The 21,521-nt window shown below is 75.7% G+C and carries 10 protein-coding genes; 6 read left to right on the top strand and 4 right to left on the bottom strand.

Annotated elements, in window-relative coordinates:
• Window positions 1–133: 133 nt before the first annotated feature.
• From KBZ10_RS03425 to KBZ10_RS03400, 6 genes are all read left to right on the top strand, one after another.
• On the top strand, window positions 134–2,641 hold the full coding sequence (locus KBZ10_RS03425) for a vWA domain-containing protein (protein ID WP_210985953.1): 2,508 nt from the start codon (window positions 134–136) through the stop codon (window positions 2,639–2,641).
• A gap of 45 nt (window positions 2,642–2,686) precedes the next feature.
• Entirely contained in the window at window positions 2,687–6,766 is a 4,080-nt protein-coding gene (locus tag KBZ10_RS03420; RefSeq protein ID WP_247701723.1) for a tubulin-like doman-containing protein, read from the top strand.
• Window positions 6,763–9,450, top strand: a complete 2,688-nt coding sequence (locus KBZ10_RS03415; protein ID WP_210985952.1) for a hypothetical protein — start codon at window positions 6,763–6,765, stop codon at window positions 9,448–9,450. Before KBZ10_RS03420 ends, KBZ10_RS03415 begins: the two co-directional genes overlap by 4 nt.
• Window positions 9,447–11,588 carry a hypothetical protein gene (locus KBZ10_RS03410; protein WP_210985951.1) on the top strand — a complete coding sequence of 714 codons (2,142 nt, stop codon included), beginning with the start codon at window positions 9,447–9,449 and terminating at the stop codon, window positions 11,586–11,588. Before KBZ10_RS03415 ends, KBZ10_RS03410 begins: the two co-directional genes overlap by 4 nt.
• The gene (locus KBZ10_RS03405; protein ID WP_210985950.1) at window positions 11,588–14,125 is read left to right on the top strand and encodes a hypothetical protein; all 2,538 of its coding nucleotides are present in this window, start codon (window positions 11,588–11,590) and stop codon (window positions 14,123–14,125) included. Before KBZ10_RS03410 ends, KBZ10_RS03405 begins: the two co-directional genes overlap by 1 nt.
• 65 nt (window positions 14,126–14,190) lie before the next feature.
• Window positions 14,191–14,904 (top strand): bifunctional 2-polyprenyl-6-hydroxyphenol methylase/3-demethylubiquinol 3-O-methyltransferase UbiG, encoded by a 714-nt coding sequence (locus KBZ10_RS03400; protein ID WP_210985949.1) that lies wholly within the window; start codon window positions 14,191–14,193, stop codon window positions 14,902–14,904.
• 120 nt (window positions 14,905–15,024) lie between these two features.
• Here the strand turns inward: KBZ10_RS03400 and KBZ10_RS03395 are convergent, their stop codons facing one another.
• The 4 genes from KBZ10_RS03395 to KBZ10_RS03380 form a co-directional block, all read right to left on the bottom strand.
• Window positions 15,025–16,890, bottom strand: coding sequence for a hypothetical protein (locus KBZ10_RS03395; protein ID WP_210985948.1), 1,866 nt, complete (start codon window positions 16,888–16,890; stop codon window positions 15,025–15,027).
• 273 nt (window positions 16,891–17,163) lie between these two features.
• The gene (locus tag KBZ10_RS03390) at window positions 17,164–18,324 is read right to left on the bottom strand and encodes an acyl-CoA dehydrogenase family protein (protein ID WP_043467076.1); all 1,161 of its coding nucleotides are present in this window, start codon (window positions 18,322–18,324) and stop codon (window positions 17,164–17,166) included.
• Between the two features lie 4 nt (window positions 18,325–18,328).
• Entirely contained in the window at window positions 18,329–19,297 is a 969-nt protein-coding gene (locus tag KBZ10_RS03385) for a hydroxymethylglutaryl-CoA lyase (RefSeq protein ID WP_210985947.1), read from the bottom strand.
• The gene (locus tag KBZ10_RS03380; RefSeq protein WP_210986079.1) at window positions 19,284–21,515 is read right to left on the bottom strand and encodes a biotin carboxylase N-terminal domain-containing protein; all 2,232 of its coding nucleotides are present in this window, start codon (window positions 21,513–21,515) and stop codon (window positions 19,284–19,286) included. The genes KBZ10_RS03385 and KBZ10_RS03380 overlap by 14 nt, the downstream gene beginning before the upstream one ends.
• Window positions 21,516–21,521: the final 6 nt, after the last annotated feature.

The raw sequence follows: 21,521 nt of genomic DNA, 5'->3' as shown, positions 1-21,521 counted from the left end.
GCGAGCCCGCGGCACCCTCCGCGGCGCAGACCGTGCCCTCCGGCGCGCATCCGCGGCCGCCCGCGAGCGGCCACCCTCCGGCGCCCGCCGCGGCGCCGGTCCTTCCCCATGGCTGTGGTGAGAGACGGTTCACATGAGAAGCACGTCAAGGACGACAACCCCGGCCCGGACCCTGCTGGCCCTGACCGCCCTGGTCACCGTGGCCACCGTGGCCGCCGCGCCCGCGTCCCCCGCCCCGGTCGCGGCACCCGCACCCGCCGGCGTCCGCGCCGCGGAGACCGGGAAGACCGCGGACGCCGCGGACGGAGCCGATCCGATCGACTTCGCCGTGGTGGTCGACCAGTCGAAGAGCCTCTCCGCCGACGACCTGGCCCGCGAGGTCGAGGCCGCCGCGCTGATCGCCCAGGGGGAGATCTCGGAGCGCTCGCGGGCCGCCGTGATCGGCTTCGGCAGTTCCGAGAAGCGCGGCCAGTCGGCGGTGCGCGAGGTCTGCCGGCTCACGGTGGCCGACGCCGTGGGACGCAACCACCTGAGCGACTGCGTCAAGCAGCTCTCCCGCCGGGACGCGCGGCGCATGGGCCCCGGCACGGACTTCCCCGCCGCCCTGCGGCAGGCCCTGGACCGGCTCACCGAGGACGGCGAGCCCGCCACCCCGAAGGTGGTCTTCCTGCTCACCGACGGCCGGCTCGACGTCAGCGACAGCCCGGCCTACGGCGACGACCCGAAGAGCCGCACCGAGGAGGCCGAGGGGCAGCTGGCCGAGCAACTGGCCCGGGCCCGCGAGGAGTCCGTGCAGATCTGGCCGCTCGGCTTCGGTGACGTCGACCGGAAGATGCTCACCGGCATGGCCGCCGGCGGCTACCGCAACGGCTGCGCCGACCTGCCCTCGGCGCGGCCCCGGATGCGCGTGCTCGACGGCTCGGCGGAGATCGGCAAGGCCCTCCAGGAGACGTTCGCCGCCGCGCGCTGCGCCCGCGTCGCCCAGGGCACGGTGGGCAGACCGCCCGCCGATCTCACCGTCACCATCCCCGAGATCGCCACCGACGGCTCCATCACCGTCAGCAAACACGATCCGAAAGTGACGGCGACCTACTACGACCCGCGCGGCCGCAAGGTCCCCACCCGGGGCTCGTTCGACGGCTCCGTCTTCGAGGCCACCGGTCAGAACGGCCCGGTCGAGGCGCTGCGGGTGAAGAACCCCCGCCCCGGCACCTGGCGCGTCCACCTGGAGGCGCCCGAGGGGCACCGGGACCGCGAGGTGGCCGTGCGGGCCATCTGGCAGGGCAAACTGCGCTCCGCCGTCACCCTCGACCCGGCCTCGCCGCGCCCGGGGGAGAAGACCGTCGTCGAGGTGCGGATGCAGACCCGGCGCGGTGTGGTCATCGACGATCCGGAGCAACTGGAGGGCATCAAGGTCTCGGCGCTGCTGTCGGGCAGCGGTTTCGAGCCGCTCTCCGTTCCCCTCGCCGACGACGGAAAGGGCCCCGACCGGAAGGCCGGGGACGTCCGCTTCACCGGCACCCTCACCGTGCCGGAGGACGCCGACGGCGACCTCGCCCTGCGGGCGGAGATGTCCGCGCCGGGGGTCACGGGCGACCAGCGGCCGCTCAACGCCCGCGTCACCGTCGGCACACCGCCGGTCACGGCGGCCCTGACCGTGGAGCGGGGCACCGTCCATCCCGGCGACGAGGTGCGGGGCACGCTGGAGGTCCGCAACAGCGACTCCACCGCGCACACCCTGCGGCTGGCCCTCGCCGACCGCCCGCCGGGCGGCGGGGTGCGGATCTCCCCCGCCACGGTGGAGGTGCCCGCGGAGGACGGCCGGACGGTACCGCTCACCCTCTCCCTGGACCCCGGTATCGCGCCGGGCGAGATCGGCGGCCGCATCACGGTCGCGGACGCGGACGACGACGGCCGGGTCCTCGCCAACGGCTTCATCGGTGTCGTCGTCGAACCGGTGCCGACCCTCTGGGACGACTGGTGGGGCGCCTTCCTCGCCGGTGCCCTTCTGCTGCTCGGGCTGGCCGCCTTCGTGGCCGTGCGGCTGCGGGCCGCGCGCAAACGGCGCGATCTCACCGGCGTCCGGCTGGAGTTGCGCGCGGACGGGGTGCGGAACGACGAGCTGACCGTCCGCTCGGGGCAGAGCACCGGCGGCGAGTTCCGCTTCACCGTGGACCGCGCCCGGGGCTCGGCGCCCGCGCTGCGGCGCGCGGGGCCGGGAGCGGCCGCCGTGCACAGACTGCGGCGCTCCGCCGCCGGGCAGTTCCTGTTCCGGCCGGACGGGGGGCGGGAGCAGCAGCTGTCCCCCGGTGGCTCGGCCTCCGCCGGCGACGGACTGGAGATCGTCTTCCACGACCGGCGGTCCGCAGCCGGCCGGCGGGGCGGCTCCGACGGCAGCCGTGGCTCCGGCACGTCCCGGACCGCCCGTACGTCCCGCACCTCCGGCGGCTCCCGGACCTCCCGGGGCTCCGGGAGCGGCGGCAGCCGGTGGTGGAGCCGGGGCGGCGGCCACGCCGGAGACACGGACGCCGGTGGCCGCGGCGGCCGCACCCCACGGCCCGGGGACGAGGCGGGGCGCGTCCCGCCCCCGTCCGCCGGCGAGCGGAGAGCCGGCGCGAGCCGCTTCGACCCGAATTTCTGAGCCACGACGGGCCGCTGCCACCCCGGCGGCCCCACGGGAGACCCCATGAAGATCTACCAGCCCATGCTCTTCGTCGGCCTGGGCGGCACCGGTGGCCGGATCGGCGCCGAGCTGGAGCGCGGCCTGCGCCGCGAGCTGTGCGGACCCGACGGCACCAGGCTCGTCGCGGACGGCCGCCGGGCCCCGTTCCAGCTGCCGGACTGCCTCCAGTTCGTCTACGCCGACTTCAGCGAGTCCGAGCTCGACCAGCTGCCGCACCTCAGCGCCAAGGGCACCGAGGCCGCCGCGTACACCCGCACCTCGCGAGCCGTCCACGACCTGCTGCCCGCCGGCTACGACACCTCCCCGGAGGTGACCCGCATGCTGCGGGTCGCCCTGCACGAGGAGACCCGCTCCTGGCTGCCGCCGGAAGCACGGCAGCCGCGGGTCGCGCCCCTGCACAACGGCGCGGGTCAGCTGCCCACCGTGGGCCGGGCCGCGCTCTTCGCGACGCTGCGCAGCGGTCTGGAGCCCGTGCTGCGGCAGCTCCGCGCGGCCGTCGGCGCCATCGGCAACTCGGCGGGAGATCTGCGGGAGATGGGCGGCCGGCAGATCCGCGGCTGCGACGTGTTCGTGGCGTTCTCCGTGGCCGGCGGCACCGGGGCCGGCATCTTCTACGACTTCATCCACCTCATCGGGCACGAGTTCGGCCGGTCCAAGGTGCCCGGGGTGAAGATCTACCCGCTGGTGGTGATGCCCTCCGCCTTCACCCCGGAGGCCGGCGGCGGACGGGAGGCGGAGCTCAACTCCGCCCGGGCCCTGGTGGACCTGTCCCGGCTGGTCGACCATCAGAACGTGCCCGACGCGCAGGCCGACTTCGGCGATGTCGAACCGCCCGCCGAGGCCGGGGTGCGTTACCCGGTGGAGGGCATGGTGAAGCTGCGCTCCTCGACCGTGCAGACCGCGTTCCTCTTCAGCCGGCCCTCCGTGATCCGGCCGGAGGACCTGCGGAGGTCCATCACCGCGATGGTGATGTCGCTGATCGGCACGGAGCTGGGCGACGAGAACAGCCAGGGGCGCACCGAGGGCGACTACCAGTCGTTCGCCGCCAGTTTCGTCAACAAGAGCGTGGAACGCTCGACGCCGTCCCACTCCGGCATCGGCTACCGGGGCATGTCCACCAGCCTCGCGGCCTCCCTCACCGTCCCCGTCGACGATCTGGCGGAGATCGTCGCGGGCCGGCTGCTGGCCCAGGCCGTGCGCGGCATGGCGGAGGACGCCCGGCGGCCCCGCGACGACGACGCGGAGCTGGTCCGGGACATGTTCCTGCGGTCCGGCATCGACCGGCTGTGGAGCAGGGAGGCGCCCGGGATTCCCGCGCCCGACCCGCTGCCCAAGGGCGGCAAGCCCATCGCCCAGGCCCTGCGGGACCGGATCGGCGACATGGAGGACGGGCTCGCCCGGCTCGACCGCGAACTCGACCGGGACATCTCCCGGCTCGTCGACGACTTCAAACCCGGCACCGGAGCCCGCGAACTGCTCGGCCGGCTCGGCCCGTTCCGGCTGGAACGCATCCTCACCGGCCTCCCCGGCCACCCCCGGCGGACGGCCGAGGCCGGATTCACCGGGATGCTGGAGAACCGCAAGAACGACCCGGAGCGGCCGGAGGGAGTCGGCGTCTCCGCCCCGCTCATTCCCCGGATCAAGGGCGGGGTCGGCGGCCTCGTCCCGGCCCGCTGGGGCGACCCCGACGTCCAGGAGGCGATCGACGAGCAGGACGCCTGGTACCGGTGGCGGGGCAACCGGCAGTGGCACCGCGCCTGGAAGGAGCACGAATCCCGCTGGCGGCCCCCGCTGGTGCGCGCGCTGAAGGAGACCGGCGAACTGGTCCGGGCCCTGCGCGCCCACGAGGAGGACGAGCGGAAGCTCTTCGCGGAGCGCCGCAAGGAGCTCTACCGCGACGACCGCACGGGCGTGTCCTATCTGCTGCCCCCGCAGAACAACCTGCGGGCCTTCTACGACGACGTCTTCGACCGGCTGGTCCGGCACGGCGGCCTGCCGGAGAACCCCGACCCGGCCACCCTGCTGGCCAGGCTGGTGCGGCCCGAGGACTGGCAGCGGGCCCTGGACGCCGTGCGCCGCTCCCCGCGCGCCGCCGTCAAGGAGATCAAGCAGGTCCTCGAACGGCGCGTCAAGTCCCTCTTCGGAGAGACCAGCGACCTGGACGACCGTCCGCTGCTCCCGTCCCTGGGTGTACTGCTGCGGGCGGCGGCCGGGGACGAGGACGCGGCGGCGGCCGTGGACGGCCGCTGGCTGGAACAGTTCCGCTCCCAGCTGGCCGGGCTGCTGCCGGTCGGCTTCACCCCCGACGGCAGCGGCCCGCTGCAGGCCCTCATCGTCCATCCGCGCAGCGAGGCGGACCAGCGCGCCGGGGAGTACCTCAAGCAGGAGCTCAACCTGCCCCGCGACACCGTGGGGGAGCCGGAGTGCCGGGCGGTGGAGGCGGAGGCCATCACCGTTGTCCTGTTCCGCAGCGGGATGAGCCTCACCGACGTCTCCGAGGTGCGGCACTCGCTGCGGCTCTGGGCCGAGGCGCGCGACGCGGCCGGCGGCGGTGACTTCCTGCACTGGCGGCAGCGGCTGGGATACCGCGACGACTGGCTGGCCAGCACGGAGGACGACCGGCGACGCATCCTGCACCGCATCCTGTGCGCGGTGTGGAACGGGCAGGTGGACGTCCAGGGCGACCCCGCCTCCCCCGACCGGATCCGGATCCGGCTCCAGGAGGGCGACTCCGCCACGATGACCCTGCGGCTGGAGTCCTTCGACGAGGGCCTGTCCAGCTGGGCCGGGCTGCTGCGCGCCTACGAGCAGTGGGCCCTGCTGGACGAGGAGGGCCAGATCATCGAGGACGTCTGCGACCGGCTGATGCGCGCCCAGCCCCACGGTCTGACCACCCGTAACGCCGCTCCGTCGGCGCTCTTCCGGCGACTGGTGCACGAGGTGGCGCCGCGGCAGCGGGCCCTGCTGGACGAGTTGTTCCACGAGTTCGCCGCCGAGGACGAGGAATGGCTCGTGCCCCTGCGGGACTTCTGGGACAAGACCTTCGACGGCGCGCTCGACCTGCGCTTCCCCGGAGTGATGCGGCCCACCCGGCCGACCCTGCGGGCCCTCGACGAGCGGTACGGCCGGGAAGCGGCGGCCTCCCGGCCGCCGGGTCCGCGGACCGCGCCGGCCGGCCCCCGCACCGGGCCGCCGGGACCGCCCGGCGGCCGGTCCCGCGACGGGGCGGCGGGGCCGCGGCCCGAACCGGCGGTGCCGCACCGCCGCCACAACGGCTCCCCCCACGAACCGCCCGCGCCACCCCGGCCGGCCGGGGAGCCGGCGGGACGGTACGGGGACGGCGAGCCGTACGGGGCGGGCGAGCCGTACGGGACGGGGGGCCGGTACGAGGGCGCCGAGCCGTACGCGCACCGGGGCGAGCGGTGGAGGGACCGGGCGGAGCCGCACGGCGACCGGGGCGAACCGTACCCCGGTGCGGGGGACCGGTATCCCGGAGCGGAGCCGTACCCGGGTGCGGGGGCCCCCGGCCGGGGGGAGCCGCACGCCGGAAGCCGTGCCGAGCCCTACACGGAAGGCCGGCAGGAGCCGGGCGCCGGGTGGGACGCGGAGCCACACGGAAGCCGGGAGCAGATCTCCGCGGACCGTGGCGGGGCCCCTGCGGGCCGCGCGGAGCCGCACGCCGGAAGCGGGCACGGGCCGTACCCCGGCCGGGTGGAGCCGTTCCCCGGCCGGACGGAGCCGGGCTCCGGAAGCCGGGGCGAACCGTACCCGGACCGGGAGGACCGGGACCGGGAGGACCGGGACGGCTGGGACGAGCCGCGCCGGGCGGGGGAGCCGTACCGTTCAGCGGATGCGTACCGCCCGGAGGAGCCGTACCGCGCGGAGGAGCCGTACCGCGATGAGGGCGTGGCGCGCCGTGCCCCGGAGCCGGATCTGAAGGAGGAGCCCTGGGACAGCGGCGACTGGGACGATCCGCCCCCGCCGGACGGCCGGGACCACGGCGACGACCGGTCCCGTGGTGACGGCCCGCCCCGCGGTGGCTGGGACAGCCGGAACGACCGGGACGAGGAGACGCGGCTGTGAGCACGGAACGCCGGTCCGCCCCGGAGCCGGTGGTCCGCGTCGACCTGCGTCACCACGGCGGCCGGGCCGGCGCTTCACCGGACCCGGACGACCGGGTGCGCGAGGCCCTGGCCCGGACGCGGACGGCCGGGCCCCGGTGCTTCCTCGTCCTCGACGACGCCACCCACCTGCTGGCCCATCAGGTCCACTACGAGCGGCTCTACTCCCACGGCCCCGCCCAGGTGCTCTGCCTGGCCTGCGGCGGAGCGGACTCCCGGGAACTGCTCCGCCCGCACGTCCTGCAACCGCCCACCGCGGGCGTGCTGTGGATCCCCGACGTGTTCGCCGGGGCGGACGGTGCGGGGCCGGGCCCCGGCGGAGACGGTCACGGCAACGGCCACGGCACCGGCCACGGTGGGTGGTCCGGCGGGGAAGGCGCGCGCGGCGCCGCCGCCGGACCGGGCCCGGACACCGTCGACGAGGCCCTGCGTCCGCTGGCCGAACTGCTCTCCGAGCCTTCCGTCTTTCAGGCCGTGCTCCGCCGGATGGCCGAGATCCCGCACGGCGTGGCCGTCCCCGCGGCCCGTGTGCTCGAACACGATCTGGCGGAGGAGGCCAAGGCGCGCGCCTGGCGCCAGGCGCTGGAGGAGCTGACCGGCCAGGACGTCCCCGCCCCCGCCCTCGTCGTCGAGGGGGTGGCGGGCGCGGGTTCCGAACCGGGCTCCGCCGCCGCGGACACCGTCCCCGCCGCGCTGGGGCACCTCATCGGCGCCGCGGTCCCCCGTGCGCTGGCCGGCCGCGGCTGGCTGGTCCCCGGCGGACCGGCCGAGGCGCGGCGGCTCGCCTGTGACCGGGCGCTGGGGGACGCCGAGGACGGATACGAACAGGTGCGCGGTCCGGCCGGGTTGTTCGGCCGGCGCGGCCGGACCGTCGATCTGCCCGCGCGGATCGCCGGCTTCGCCGACGCGCTCGGCGCGTACCGCGGGTGTGTGGCCGAGGCGCTGAGCGAGGGCGGGGGCGACCGGCTCAGTCCGGAGCAGCGCAGCGGCCTGCTGCAGCGAGGCATCGACCTGCCGGAGCTTCCCGAGGCGTCGCGGAGCCCGGTCGGCCCGGGGCTCCGCACGTACACCGAGCGGCTGATCGCCGCGGGGCTGCCGCTGCGCTCGGTCGCCGCCCGGCTGGGCGCGCTGTCCGACCGGTCCGCCCCGGCGGGCAGTGCGGCACGGCTGGCCCGGCTGGACGAGATCTGCCCCGAGCGCATGCCGGAGGAGCTCGCCTCGCCGCTTCCGTTCGGACCGGACGGCCCGGCGTTCCTCCATGCCGCGCCCGTGCTGCTCCTCGCGTTCACCGCCGGACTGTGGCCGGGGCCCGGCTGGGTGTCCGGGCCGCTGACGGGCCTCGTCCTGGCGCTGCTGACCCTGCTGATGCTGCGGCGCAGGCCCAACCGGTCGTCCGCGTACCCGCTGGACGGCGGCGGGAGCACCCGCTCGGTGCTGCGGCTGGTCGCGGGCCTCGCGGGCGGGGTGGTGGGAGCGCTGGCGGGAGCGCTGCTGGGCCCGCCGGTCTGGGCGGGGGCGGCGGCGCTCGGCCTGGCCGTCACCGGCTCGGTGGTGCTGGTCCTGCGGGACTGGACGGCGGCTGTCGACGACTGGTGGGACCGGACGGATGTGCGGTCCGCGGCGCGGAGCCTCACCGGCATCGACGGCCTGCTGGCCGAAACGGCCGTGCAGGACTGGCTGTTCGCCGACGCCCGCTACCACTGCTCGGACGGTGCGCGCGCCGTCGCCCGGCTCGTGCGGGGGCTCGCCGAGACCGCCGAGGAGCGGCTCGCGGCGCAGGACCCCGCCGCGTCCGGCGGCGCGGGGAGGTCCGCGGCCGCGGGCGGCACGCCGCCCGGCACCGGGGCCGCCGCGGATCCGTCGAACGCTCCCTGGAACTGGGACCACTGGGGCACAAGTGGCGGTGGCGGCAGCGGATCCCCCTTCTCGGCCGGTACGGCGGACGCGTACACCGGCGCTCTCCGCGGAGGGGACGGCCTGCCGGGGGATGTGAACGGTAACGGGGAGGGCGACGGCGGCGAGAAGGAGACCGCCGGGGACGCCCCGCTCTCCGGGGCCCCGGCCGATCCGCCCTGGCTGGAGCGGGAGCGGGGAGACGGCGGCCCCGCCCTCGTGCCCACCCTGCTCGGCGATCTGGCCGGTGGCGCCACCCGGATACTCGCCACGCGCTGGGCCGCCGTCGAACGGGATCCGGCCGAGGCGGGACGGGCTTCCGTGCGGCGGCCGATGACCGAACTGCTGGCGGAGGAGCAGGCGCGGCTGTGGCGCGACGGCGCCACCTCACCCCCCGGCTTCTCCGCCGATCCCGGACGGCGCCCGGGAGCCGCCGAACTGCTGGGAGTCTCCGCCGACCGCGCCGGGCAGCTGCTCGGCCCGCACGGCGGCGCGGACGAAGCCGTGCCGCTCTGCCGCGCCGAGCACCGCCGGATCCTCTCCAAGGACCCGGCGGCGGTACGGCAGGTGCGGTTCGCCGCGGAGGCCATGCGCCGCGGCGCGGAACCGGATCCGCCGCGCGACGGCTGGCAGGCCGCGGGCGAGGACATCGTCTGGACGCCGGGCGGACGCCACGCGGGCGTGCTGCGTCTCGTGCCGCCGCGCGCCGAGATCGTCCGCACCGTCAGGTCGCAGGAGGGAGAGGCCGGATGAGAACGACCGACGACGGCACGGAATCCGGGGCCCGCTCCCGTGCCGCCGCGGGGGAGAGCACGGAGCTGCACTTCCTCACGCCCGGCGGCGACACGTACCGCACCACCGCCCGTCTCCACGCCGACCTGCGGATTCCCCGGCGCGAGCCGCTGACGGCCCGCATGGTGACCCTCGGCGACGGCCGGCGCCTCCTCCAGTACCGGCTGCCCCTCTCCGCGCAGGGCGACAACGCCGCGTACGGGGCGCTGGAGCGCCAGGTCGGCGCCGGCGTCGCGCTCGAACGGCGGTACGGCTCCGAGGGGTTCGGGGAGGTGTTCACCCGACTGGCCGGCTTCGACCTCGACGCGGCGGAGCCCCATGTGCTCTACCGCGCCCCGGACGGGGAGCCCGTCGCGGGCCGGCAGGGCACGCTGACGGTCGCCGAGCAGCAGCAGCTGCTCGCCCAACTCGTGCTCGCCGTACGCCTGCTGGAGGGAGCGGGGCTGGTCCACCGGGAGATCACCCCCGAAACGGTCCGGTGGGACGGCAGCCACGTCCGGCTCGCCGAGCCGTACGCCGCGCAGCGCATCGGCGAGCCCCGGGAGCCCTTCGGCGAAGCGCCCTGGGCAGCGCCCGAACAGCGCGACGGCACGGGAACCGCCGACACCCGCGACGACCTGTGGGCCGTCGGCCGGCTCGTCTACTTCCTGCTGTCCGGCCGCCCCGGCCCCGCCGGTGCAGCGCCCCGCGACCTGCGGGAGTTCCGCCGGCTCGCGGCGCCGGCCGACAGCGGTCTGTTCGACCCCCGCGCGGCGGACCGCCCCGCGCCGTCCGAGCTCATGCGCCTGCTCCAGGTGCCCGACCCGCTCGCGGCGCCCGCCCCGGCCGATCCGCTCGATGCTGGCCGGGCCGAGTTCGACGCCCAGCGCGCCAAGAAGCGGGAGGCCCTCGGCACGGGGGAGCCTCCGCAGGAGGAGTGCTACGAGTACCCGGTCCCGCGCCGCTCCTGGCGCTTCTGGCTGCCGCGCGGCTCCCGGGCCGCCGTGCCCGGGCCCGCGGATCCGCCGCCCCCGCCCCCGCCTGTGCCCCCGCCCGCGGTGGAACGGCCCGCTCTCTGCCCGTACTGCCTGCTGCCGGTCGCGTACGACGAGAACCGGCTGTTCACGCTGGACGCCAAGCGGGTCTTCCGGCCGCTGGACCTCAGTCGGGAACTGCGCCCGATGCACCGGCAGGACGCGCTGCGGCAGGCGTACCAGTCCTGCCCGCACGCGCCGGCGGAAGCGCCGCACCACCTGCCCGTCCCGTTCCTCACCAACGGGGAGCCGCTCACCGTCGCGCTGGTGGGCAGCTCCAGGGCCGGCAAGACGCATCTGCTCGCCGCGATGCTGGGGGAGATCGAGAAGGGCGGGCTGGAGCCGTACGGACTGAAATGCCTGCCCCTCAACCCGGACACCCACCGGGAGTTCATCCGGGAATGGGTCCAGCGCCTGCACCGGGGCAAGATGCTCGAAAGCACCGGCCAGACGTCCTTCGCCCACTTCGCGGACGGACTGCTGGTCACCGGCGGCGGGGTGACGCGGCCCGTGCTGTTCTTCGACCTCGCCGGCGAGGATCTGGCGCAGAACGGCGAGGTGACCAGCTTCCTGATGGGCGTGGGCGCCTTCATCTTCGTCCTCGACCCGCTGCGGGCCCTGCGGCTCCCGGCGCTGGACCCCGCCCGCGCCGCGGCCGGAGTCCAGTGGCGCGAACTGGGCGACGAGGCGTTCACCACCGTCCTCAACCGGGTCCCGCGGACGGGTCCCCGCATCGAGGCACCGGCGGCGGTCGCGGTGAACAAGAGCGACCTCGTCCGGTTCGACCCGGCGGTGGACCGCTGGCTGAGCCGTGGGACGGCGGCGGACCTCGATGAGGAGGCCCTGCTCGCCGAGAGCCGCGACGCCTACGCCTTCGTGGCCCACCACGGCAGTGCGTCCTGGCTCAAACCGTTCGACGACTGCGTCCGCTGCACGCTGCACTTCGTCGCGGCGACCGGGGCCCAGGTCCGCGGCGACGTCTATCCGCACGGCATCAGACCGCGACGGGTGCTGACCCCCCTGCTGTCGGTCTTCGCCATGAGCGGGCTCCTCCCCGGGGCACGATGGAGAGAGGTGGGGACCTGATGGGCCGTCATGAGCAGGCGGTGGACCAGATCGTCTTCCGCTGGGACGCCGGCAACACCCTGGGGACGACCGGCTTCGGCCCGGTCGCCTGGTCCTGCGACCAGCGGGCGGCCGAGGAGTTCTTCCACAGAGCCGCCGCCCTCCTGCGCAGCACGGCGGCGGAGACCGTCCCGGCGGTGATCAGGCTGGAGAAGGCCGGGCAGGCCCTGCTCGTCCACCGGTTCCCCTGGCCCGGCGCGGAGGGGCAGCGGTCGAGCACGGTCTGCCATGCGCTGCTGGGGCCGTCCGGCATCCTCTACCCCGAGCTGTGCCTGGGGCTGAGCCGCTGGACGTGGGCCGGCAGCGGGCTCCCGCTCGGCGATGTCCGCGGCAGCCTGGAAGCGGTCCACCGCTCGGTGCTGGAACCGTCCGCCGACGAGGGGGGCCGGAGGCTGCTGGCCGGACTCCCGGAGGCCGGGGAGACACTGACGGCCGTGGCCGCGGAGTTCCTGCGCAACCCCGGGCAGGCGTTCACCGTGCTGGACCGGGAGGGCGGGGACAGCGCCTGCCGGGTGCTGTGGGGGCTGCACGGCATCTTCAGCGAACTCCACCCCCGGGACTGGACGTTCGCCACCCACGACACCGCGGAGGACCGGGCCATCCGCTTCCTCTTCGTCCGGAGCTGGCCGGGCACGGTCTCCCAGGGCACCGACCGGATCCGGATGGACCCCCGGGAACGGCTCGGGGACCGGGCCGAACGGCTGGCGGCCGGGCTGGTGGACCACTATCTGCGCCGGGTCGAGGCAGGGGAGGGGCACGAGTACGAGGTCGCGAAGGCGCTGGCGGCCGCGGCGGGTGCGCGGGACCGGCGGGGCGCGGGAGCCGGGGACGGCCGGGGACTCCTGGCCTCCGCCGAGCAGGCGCTGACCCTGCTGTCCCCGGCCACGGGCGGCGCGCCGCGCCCGTACGGACCACGCGGGGACGCCACGGGCCCGGGCCCGGCGCGCCCGGGACAGACCGGGCGGCCCGGAGCGGTGCGCCGCGAGCCCGCCGATCCGCACCCGTCCGGCCGGCGACGGGGCCCCGGGGAGCCGGGGTCCGGGGAGCCGCGCCCGGTGCATCCGGGCCCGGCCCGGGCGGAATCCCGGCGGCCGGATCAGCCCGCCGGACTCGAACGCGTGGGAGGGGAGCGGACCGCCCCGCCGGCCTCCGCCGGGACGGCCTCCGCCGGCCCGGGGACCGTGTGGCGGGAAACCGGCGGCCCGGCCCCCGGACGGAGGGACCCGGCCCGGCGGAAGGCTGCCCCGTCGGAGATCTCCGCGCCCGCCGCGAACTCCCTGCAACGGCCCGTGCCCGGACAGCCCGTTGTGCCCGAGCCGCCCACGGCCGGACCGCACGGGACCGGCAGGACGGGACCGCACGGGGCCGGACCGCACGGGGCCGGCAGGACGGGACCGCACGGGGCCGGACCGCACGGGGCCGGACCGCACGGGGCCGGCAGGACGGGACCGCACGGGGCCGGACCGCACGCGACGGACAGGACGGGACCGCACGGGACCGCCGGGACCGGACCGCGTACGGCCGGACCGGCGGACCCCCCGTCCGCACCCGCGGCACCCCCCGCCGGCGGTCCCGCCGCGCTGCCGCGCGTCCGTCCCGAGTGGCCGGCGGCGCCCCGGCCCGGGCATCTGATCCACCGCCGCCGCAAGCGGACGGTGGACTACCCGGAACTCCTCACCGCCCTGCGGACGATGGAGGAGGAGCCCGCCGGACCCGGGCCGGCCGGGGCCGCGGTCGCGGGCACCACGGACAGGAACCTGGTGGCGGCGCTGCGGCAGGACCACATCCCGTATGCGGCCGTCGGTCTGCTGGTGCGGGAGATCGCCGAGCGGTACAGCGAGTGGGGCCGCGCGCTACGCCGGGATCTGTGCGAAACCGTGCTGGAGATGGGGCTGTTCGTGACCAGCCGGCCCCGTCCGTCGGCCGGCCCGCCTCCCGCAGACGAAACCCGCGCCGCCAACGCAGCCGCGCTCTATCACTGGGCCGTGCGGCCGCTGGCCAGGGACGAGCGGATCAGCGGCCGGCTCGCCGCGGTGCTGCCCCGGCTGGCCGCCGGCGCCGACCTCGCGGGCCGGGCCGCGGTCGACCGGATCCTGGAGCAGCGGAACGGCCCGGGGCTCGGGGACGCGGTCTGGCTGGCCCTCCTCCAGGCGTTCCGGCAGGACCACGGCGGAACGGAAGCGCCCGGTCCCGGCTCCCTCTCCGGTCCCGCGCCCGGTCCCGGGGCCGTCGCCGTACCCGGGCCCCCGCGGGCCCACGGTTCACCACCACCCCACGAACCCGCCGCACGGAACCCTGGACACCTCCGGGCCGGGACGCACGGCTCCCGGCCGCCCGCCTCACCGCCGGACACCGTGATCCCCGGCCCGGGACTCCGGCGCCCGGGAAACGGCAGCGGCGAAGCGGAGGACAAGGACGCCCGGGTGCTGGTGCTCAGTGTGGTCGGCGGCTTGGCGGTGGCGTTCTCGGTGCTGCTCTACCTCCTCCTGGCCGGCTGATCCGCCCCGGGACGGGGGACGGAGGCCGGAGGCCGGGACAGTGACAGTGACGGCATTCTGGGCCTATGCCGTTCGATCACAACGACCACTACCATCGCCTGCTGCTCCGCCACGTGCCCGACGACTGCCGTACCGCGCTGGACGTCGGGTGCGGAACCGGGAGGTTCGCACGCAGGCTCGCGGCCCGGGGGATCGCCGTGGACGCGGTGGACCCGGCGGCGGAGGTGATCGAAGCCGCCCGGGCGCGGCCGGGCCACGGGGACGGGCGTCCCGAACCCCGGTTCCGCCGGGCGGACATCACCCGCGCCCCGCTCCCCGCCGGACACTACGACGTCATCTCCTGCCTGGCGAGCATCCACCACGTGCCCTTCGGCACCGTCGCGGCGCTGCGTGACGCGCTGGCCCCCCGCGGTGTGCTGCTGATCCTCGGCTGCTACCGGGCGGCGTCACCGGCGGACCGCGCATGGAGCCTGGCGGCCGTCCCGGCCAACGCGGCCGCCCGGCTCGCGGTCCGCGTGGCGGAGACGCTCCGCCCGGCCGCCGGCGCCCCCGGACCCGGCGCCCCCGGACCCGGCGCCCCCGGACCCGGTGGCCCCGGACCCGGTGGCCCCGGTGGGAGCGGGGCCGCCCCGGCCGTCCGGGCGCCGGTGCAGCAGCCGTCGATGTCGCTGGCCGAGATCCGGCAGGAGGCATCCGAACTGCTGCCCGGTGCCACCCTCCGCAGGCTGCTCTTCTGGAGGTATCTGCTGGTCTTTCACAAGAACACCGGCCGTCCGTAGGCACCCGGGCCCGGCCGGCCCCGGACGCGGCATACGGCCCCGGTCGCCCGGGCCCGGTCGCCCGGGCCCGGTCGCCACCGCGGGTCGTCCGGGCCCCGCTCGCTGCCGCCGCAACGGTCCTCAGTCCGGCCAGGGGAAGCCGAGTGCCTGCGCGGACTCCTGGCTGCCTCCGGCGATCTCGGCATATGTCTTCGGGTCGTCCGCAGCCAAGTGCCGCAGGGCGGCCCGCGCCTGTTCCTCCGGAGGGCTGCCGTCGTCCGGGATGTCCCAGATGAACTGGAGCCAGGGACGGTCGGGGTCCGTCCTCCGCTCCGGCTCGGAGGAGGACGGTGCCGGGTGGGTGAACGCGACCTGGACCCGGTCGTGGTCGGCGTAGTGCGTGCTGATCCAGCCCTGCGCACAGTCCCAGCGTCCGAGGAGGTCCGGCTCGGCGCGCAGGCGCTCGGTCAGCAGCCGGGCCAGGGTCCGGGCCGGCCACTCCCAGCCGTGGTCGTTCTGCGCTCGGGTGATCTCGGCGTCGTAATGGGCGACGTGGAAGCGCAGTTCGGGCGGCTCGGGGCGGTCCGGTTCGGAAGGCGAACCGGCGGGGGCCTCCCAGTTGCGCCATACGACCGTGTCGCCCTGCCGGCTGATGGTGACGTACAGGGCGCCGCAACAGCCCTCTGTGCACCAGGCCTCCGCCAGCTGGACCCTCCGCGGTTCCCCGGACGCGCGGAGGAGCCCCCGGCCGAGCAGGTACTCCGGCGGGTTCGGGGGCCCGTCGGCGAAGGCGGCGGCGATCAGCGGTCTGCCGTCCACCAGGACACGGGTCTGCACACCCGGTGGCCCGGCCGGATCGGGGACGACGACGTGGACGGACAGCCGGTTGGCGGCGCCTTCTCCGGCGTCCGGCGGGATCGGTGGTTCCGGGACGCCGGTGCGCCGTATCCACTGACCCCTGCGGCGCTCGGTCACGTCGGTGGAGGCCTCGGCGGCGGAGGCGACGGCCGTCCACTCGCGGCGGCGGAGCACCGCTCCGATTCCGGCCGCGACCCGTTCCCGCTCCCCGGGCCGCCAGTCCAGCAGGGCGCTGTGTCCGCTGTGCAGTTCGAGGAGCAGTGAGAGCAGATCGGCGAAGTGGTCGAGGGACGGGGACAGTTCGGCGAGCCGGGGGAGAAGAGCGGTGTAGACGCGCGTGGCGTCGGTGTAGTGGGGGAGTTCGGCCCGGTAGTCGTTGGGCCCGGTCATGGCTGTCAGGAGGCTCAGGGCCCGGGCCGTGACGGCTGTCCCGGCCGCGCCGGCGGAGTGGGCCTCCAGAGCCTCGGCGAGATGGGCCTTCTCGGCGATCTCCCGTGCCCGGGAGGGCGAGGTGCGGCGCCGGTCCAGCGGAGCAGAGAGCAGCCAGCTGCGGGCGGCCGGATCGTCCCGTTCGCAGAGCGCCGGGAACACCGTGCCGCGGAGCCGTCCGGGGATGCGTTCGGCGAGCCATATGAGGTCCGGGGTGGCGCAGCCGACGGCCCTCAGGGCCTCGATGGCCGGAGCCGTGCAGCATGACAGCAGTCCGACCGTCCTGATCAGGGCGGCGTCGCCCGGCCCGCCCCGGCGGGCCAGCAGGCCGAGGCCCACCCATACGGCGCGGCGGTCGGTTCCGTGGCGTACCAGCTCTCTGCCGAGGGCGAGCGGGCCGGGACCGTCCGGAAGCGGCAGCTTCTCCAGCACCGATGCGACGTGTTCGGCGCGGACGTTCAGGCGGCGCAACCGCGACGTGAGCACCGGGGCGGTTCCGGAGGCGCCGTCACGGTCGAAGTGCTGCAGCAGGACCTTCCGGAGGGCTTTGCCGTGCTGTGTCCAGTGCCGTGCCGACTTGCTGGGCCTGTGCGCCTCGTCCGGGAGGGGCCGTCCGCCGTCCGTCAGGGGCCCATCGGGCGTCTGCCGGTGCAGGCGCAGTGCGTGGTCGTACAGCGATGTCCGGGGATCGAGCGCCGTGCGCTCGCCGACCTCGCTCACCAGCGGGAAGGGGTCTCGTTTCTGTTGGTCATGGGCGCATGGTGGCACCCATGTCCCGGCCTGGCAACTGCATGACGGATCGGGGAGGTTGGCGATCCGGGCGGTGCCGCCGCGAACGGCCGCGTCGTGCCCGGATCGCCGTGCACCCCGCCGTTCAGGGCGACGGGGCCCGGCACGCTCGGCCCGGGGCCCGGGCGGGCCCGGACCGAGCGCGTTGTGCCGGCGGTGCCGGCGGTGCCGGCGGTGCCGGCGGTGCCGGCGGCCGGCCCCGGCTCAGGAGGCGAAGCCCAGTTCGCGGGCGATCAGCATGCGCTGGACCTCGCTCGTGCCCTCGCCGATCTCCAGGATCTTGGAGTCGCGCCACATCCGGGCCACCGGGTACTCGTTCATGAAGCCGTAGCCGCCGTGGATCTGGGTGGCCTCCCGGGCGTTGGTGACGGCGATCTCCGAGGAGTACAGCTTGGCCAGGGCCGCCTCCTTCTTGAACGGTTCGCCCGCCAGCAGCCGGGAGGCCGCGTCGCGCCAGGCCAGCCGGGCGGTGTGGGCGCGCATCTCCATGTCGGCCAGTTTGAACTGGATCGCCTGGTTGTCGCCGATCGGTTTCCCGAAGGCCCTGCGGGTCTTGGCGTAGGACACGGACTCGTCCACGCAGCCCTGGGCGAGACCGGTGGCCAGGGCGGAGATCGCGATGCGGCCCTCGTCGAGTATCCGCAGGAACTGGGCGTAGCCGCGGCCCTCCTCGCCGAGGAGGTTGGCGGCCGGGACCCGGACATCGGAGAAGGACAGCTCACGGGTGTCCGAGGCGTTCCAGCCGACCTTGGAGTACGCGGGCGCGACGGTGAAACCGGGGGTGCCGGAGGGCACGATGATCGAGGAGATCTCGGGGCGGCCGTCGGGCTTGCGGCCGGTGACGGCGGTGACCGTGACGAGGCCGGTGATGTCGGTGCCGGAGTTGGTGATGAAGGACTTGGAACCGTTGATCACCCACGCGTCGCCGTCGCGGACCGCCGTGGTGCGGGTGCCCCCGGCGTCCGAGCCGCAGTCCGGCTCGGTGAGGCCGAAGGCGCCCAGGATCTCGCCGGAGCACATCCGGGGCAGCCACTCCCGCTTCTGCTCCTCGGTGCCGAAGCGGTAGACGGGCATGGCGCCGAGGGAGACCCCGGCTTCGAGGGTGATGGCGATCGAGGAGTCCACCCGGGCCAGCTCCTCCAGGACCAGGCCGAGGGCGAGGTAGTCGCCGCCCATCCCGCCGTACTCCTCGGGGAAGGGCAGGCCGAAGAGGCCCATCCGGCCCATCTCGCGGACGATCTCGTAGGGGAACTCGTGGTTCTCGTAGAACTCGCCGATCTTCGGGGCGATGACGTCGTGAGCGAACTCCTCGACGGTGCGCCGGAGTTCCTCGTGCTCGGGGGAGAGGCGGTGGTCGATCGGCATGGTTTCAGTTCTCCTGCTGGGAGGGGGTGCCGGCGAGGGCACGGACGGTGCGGGACGGGCTGGGTCGGCCCAGGTGGGCGGCCATCCACACGCTGGTGGCGGTGAGGCGGCCGAGATCGACCCCGGTCTCGATGCCGAGGCCGTGCAGCATCCAGACCAGGTCCTCGGTGGCGAGGTTTCCGGTGGCGCTCTTCGCGTAGGGGCAGCCGCCGAGACCGCCCGCGGAGGCGTCGACGGTGGTGACGCCCTGCTGGAGGGCGGCGAGGGTGTTGGCGAGGGCCTGGCCGTAGGTGTCGTGGAAGTGGACGGCGAGCCGGCCGGCGGGCACCCCGGCCGCGTCGAGCGCCGTCAGCAGCGCCGCCACATGGCCGGGGGTGGCGACGCCGATGGTGTCGCCGAGGCTCAGCTCGTCACAGCCCAGATCCAGCAGCCGGCGGCTGACCGCGACCACCTGTTCGACCGGAACGGCGCCTTCCCAGGGGTCTCCGAAACACATCGAGAGATAGCCGCGCACGCGCAGGCCCGCCGCCGCGGCCCTGGCGACCACCGGCTCGAACATGGCGAGGGACTCCTCCACCGTCCGGTTGAGGTTGGCCTTGGCGAACGACTCGGTGGCACTGCCGAAGACGGCGATCTCCCGCACCCCGAGCGTCAGCGCCCGCTCCAGCCCGCGGTCGTTGGGGACGAGGACAGGCAGCCGTGTCCCGGCCGGCAGCTCCGGGCCGCCGAGCAGGGGCATCAGCTGCTCGGCGTCGGCCAGTTGGGGGACCCACCGGGGGTGGACGAAGCTCGTCGCCTCGATGGTGTCCAGCCCGGCCGCGGCCAGCCGCTTGATGAACTCGGCCTTGATCTCGACGGGGACGACGGCCTGCTCGTTCTGCAGGCCGTCCCGGGGGCCCACTTCGTGGATCCGGACCCGTGCGGGCAGGCCGGGGGCCGGGACGGTCATGGGGAGTCCGTCAGGAAGGGACATCGCTCGCCTCCTCGGTGATCACGGCGGCCGGTCCGGCCGGTCCGGCCGGCTCGTGCGGTGCGACGACGGCCAGGACCTGGTCCATGGCGACGGTGCTGCCGGGGGTCACGTCCAGTTCGGCGACGGTGCCGTCGTGCGGGGCGGCGATGACGTGCTCCATCTTCATCGCCTCCACGACCAGCAGGCTCTGCCCGGCGGTCACCGTGTCACCGACGGCCGCCTTGACGACGGTGACGGTGCCCGGCATGGGCGCGGTGAGCGTCCCGGCGTACCCGGCGCCCGCGCCGCCGCGCAGGGCCGCGGCCACGGGGTCGTACGCGGTGGTGTGCCAGGCGTCGCCGTCCCGGCCCAGCCAGTGCCCGCCGGAGCCGTCCGGCGTGTGGTGGAGGGCGTGGGTGACGCCCGCGTACTCCAGCAGCAGCCGGGCGCCGGAGGCTGACGGTCCGCCCTCCGCGGGGACGAGCCGGGCCCGGACGGCACCGGTCGGCCCCGCGGTGGGGCCAGTCCCCGTGGACCCGGCTCCGGCGGGTGCGGGTACAGCCCCCGCCGGGGCGGCGGCCTGTTCCTCGATACGGACCTCCGCGTCGTGCAGCGGTCCCCGGACGTGGACGGTCACCGGCTCGTGGCCGGGGACCCTGACGTGATGCGGTGTCCAGGCCGGTACGCCGCCCAGCCGCCAGCCGCTCGGTTCGGAGAACGGGTCCGTCCAGCTCGGACGGCCGCCGGGGGATGCGGGGTTCGCGGGGCTTTCCGGGCCGCCGCCCGTTTCCGCGGTGCCGCGCCCGGCCAGGGCCGCGTGGCGGAGCAGCGCCGCCGCCGCGTACACCTCCGCCGGTACGGAGGGCCGCAGCAGCGAGGCCGCGTCGCGGTCGACGAGACCGGTGTCCATCTCGCCGGAGACGACCTCCGGGTGGGCCAGCAGCCGGCGCAGGAAGCCGGCGTTGGTGTCGACTCCCAGGACGTCCGTCCCGGCGAGCGCGGCCCGCAGCCGCCGCAGGGCGGTGGCCCGGTCCGGGCCATGGGCGATGATCTTGGCGAGCATCGGGTCGTAGGCCGTGCCGACCTCGGTGCCGGCGGAGAGACCGGAGTCGACGCGGACGCCCTCGCCCGCCGGTTCGCGGAGCAGGCGGACCGTGCCGGCCGACGGCAGGAAGTCCACCCGGCCGCCGTCCGCCGCGCGGGCGGTCTCCGCGCAGAGCCGGGCCTCCACGGCGTGCCCGGTGAGCCGTATGTCCCGCTGGGTGAAGCCGAGCGGTTCGCCGGCGGCGGCCCGCAGCTGCCATTCCACCAGGTCCAGGCCCGTGACGAGTTCGGTCACCGGGTGCTCGACCTGGAGGCGGGTGTTCATCTCCATGAAGTAGTACGCGGAGGGGTCGTTGCCCGGGACGATGAACTCGACCGTGCCCGCTCCCCGGTAGCCGCACGAGCGCGCGGCCTGCACGGCGGCCTCACCCATGGCCGCCCGGATGGCCTCGTCGAGCAGTGGGCTCGGGGCCTCTTCGACGATCTTCTGATGACGGCGCTGGAGGGAACACTCGCGCTCGCCCAGGTGCACGACGTTGCCGTGGCCGTCGGCCAGCAGCTGGATCTCGATGTGCCGGGGCCGGTCGATCCACCGTTCCACCAGCAGGGTGCCGTCCCCGAAGGAGCCGCGCGCCTCGCGCCGGGCGGCGGCGATCTCCTCGGCGAGCACCTCCTCGGAGCGGACCAGCCGCATGCCCTTGCCGCCGCCGCCCGCCGAGGGCTTGAGCAGCACGGGCATGCCGATCTCCCGGGCCGCCGCAGCCAGTTCGGCGTCGGTGAGGCCGCTGCCGGAGGAGCCGGGGACGACCGGGACCCCGGCGGACCTGACGGTCTCCTTGGCGCGGATCTTGTCGCCCATCAGCTCGATCGCGCCCGGGGGCGGGCCGATGAAGACCAGGCCCGCCTCCTCGCAGGCGCGGGCGAAGGCGGCGTTCTCGGCGAGGAAGCCGTAGCCGGGGTGGACCGCCCGCGCTCCGCTGCGGGCGGCGGCGTCGAGCAGCCGCTCCACCGACAGATAGCTCTCGGCGGCGGCCGTGGGACCGATCCGGACGGCCGTGTCGGCCTCCCGCACATGGCGGGCGCCCGCGTCGGCGTCGCTGAACACGGCGACCGACCGCACCCCCAGCCGGCGCAGGGTGCGGATCACGCGGACCGCGATCTCGCCCCGGTTGGCGACCAGTACGGACTCGAACATCGTCAT

This window comes from Streptomyces sp. F63 (assembly GCF_018070345.1).
In the GTDB taxonomy this organism is placed as follows: Bacteria; Actinomycetota; Actinomycetes; order Streptomycetales; family Streptomycetaceae; genus Streptomyces.
This window is presented reverse-complemented; position numbering and strand designations above follow the sequence as displayed.

Bases quoted from the DNA above. Each gene is read 5' to 3' on its own strand.
- KBZ10_RS03405 (WP_210985950.1), top strand. From the start codon at position 11,588: ATGGGCCGTCATGAGCAGGCGGTGGACCAGATCGTCTTCCGCTGGGAC.
- KBZ10_RS03400 (WP_210985949.1), top strand. From the start codon at position 14,191: ATGCCGTTCGATCACAACGACCACTACCATCGCCTGCTGCTCCGCCAC.
- KBZ10_RS03385 (WP_210985947.1), bottom strand. From the start codon at position 19,297: ATGTCCCTTCCTGACGGACTCCCCATGACCGTCCCGGCCCCCGGCCTG.
- KBZ10_RS03390 (WP_043467076.1), bottom strand. From the start codon at position 18,324: ATGCCGATCGACCACCGCCTCTCCCCCGAGCACGAGGAACTCCGGCGC.
- KBZ10_RS03410 (WP_210985951.1), top strand. From the start codon at position 9,447: ATGAGAACGACCGACGACGGCACGGAATCCGGGGCCCGCTCCCGTGCC.
- KBZ10_RS03420 (WP_247701723.1), top strand. From the start codon at position 2,687: ATGAAGATCTACCAGCCCATGCTCTTCGTCGGCCTGGGCGGCACCGGT.
- KBZ10_RS03425 (WP_210985953.1), top strand. From the start codon at position 134: ATGAGAAGCACGTCAAGGACGACAACCCCGGCCCGGACCCTGCTGGCC.
- KBZ10_RS03380 (WP_210986079.1), bottom strand. From the start codon at position 21,515: ATGTTCGAGTCCGTACTGGTCGCCAACCGGGGCGAGATCGCGGTCCGC.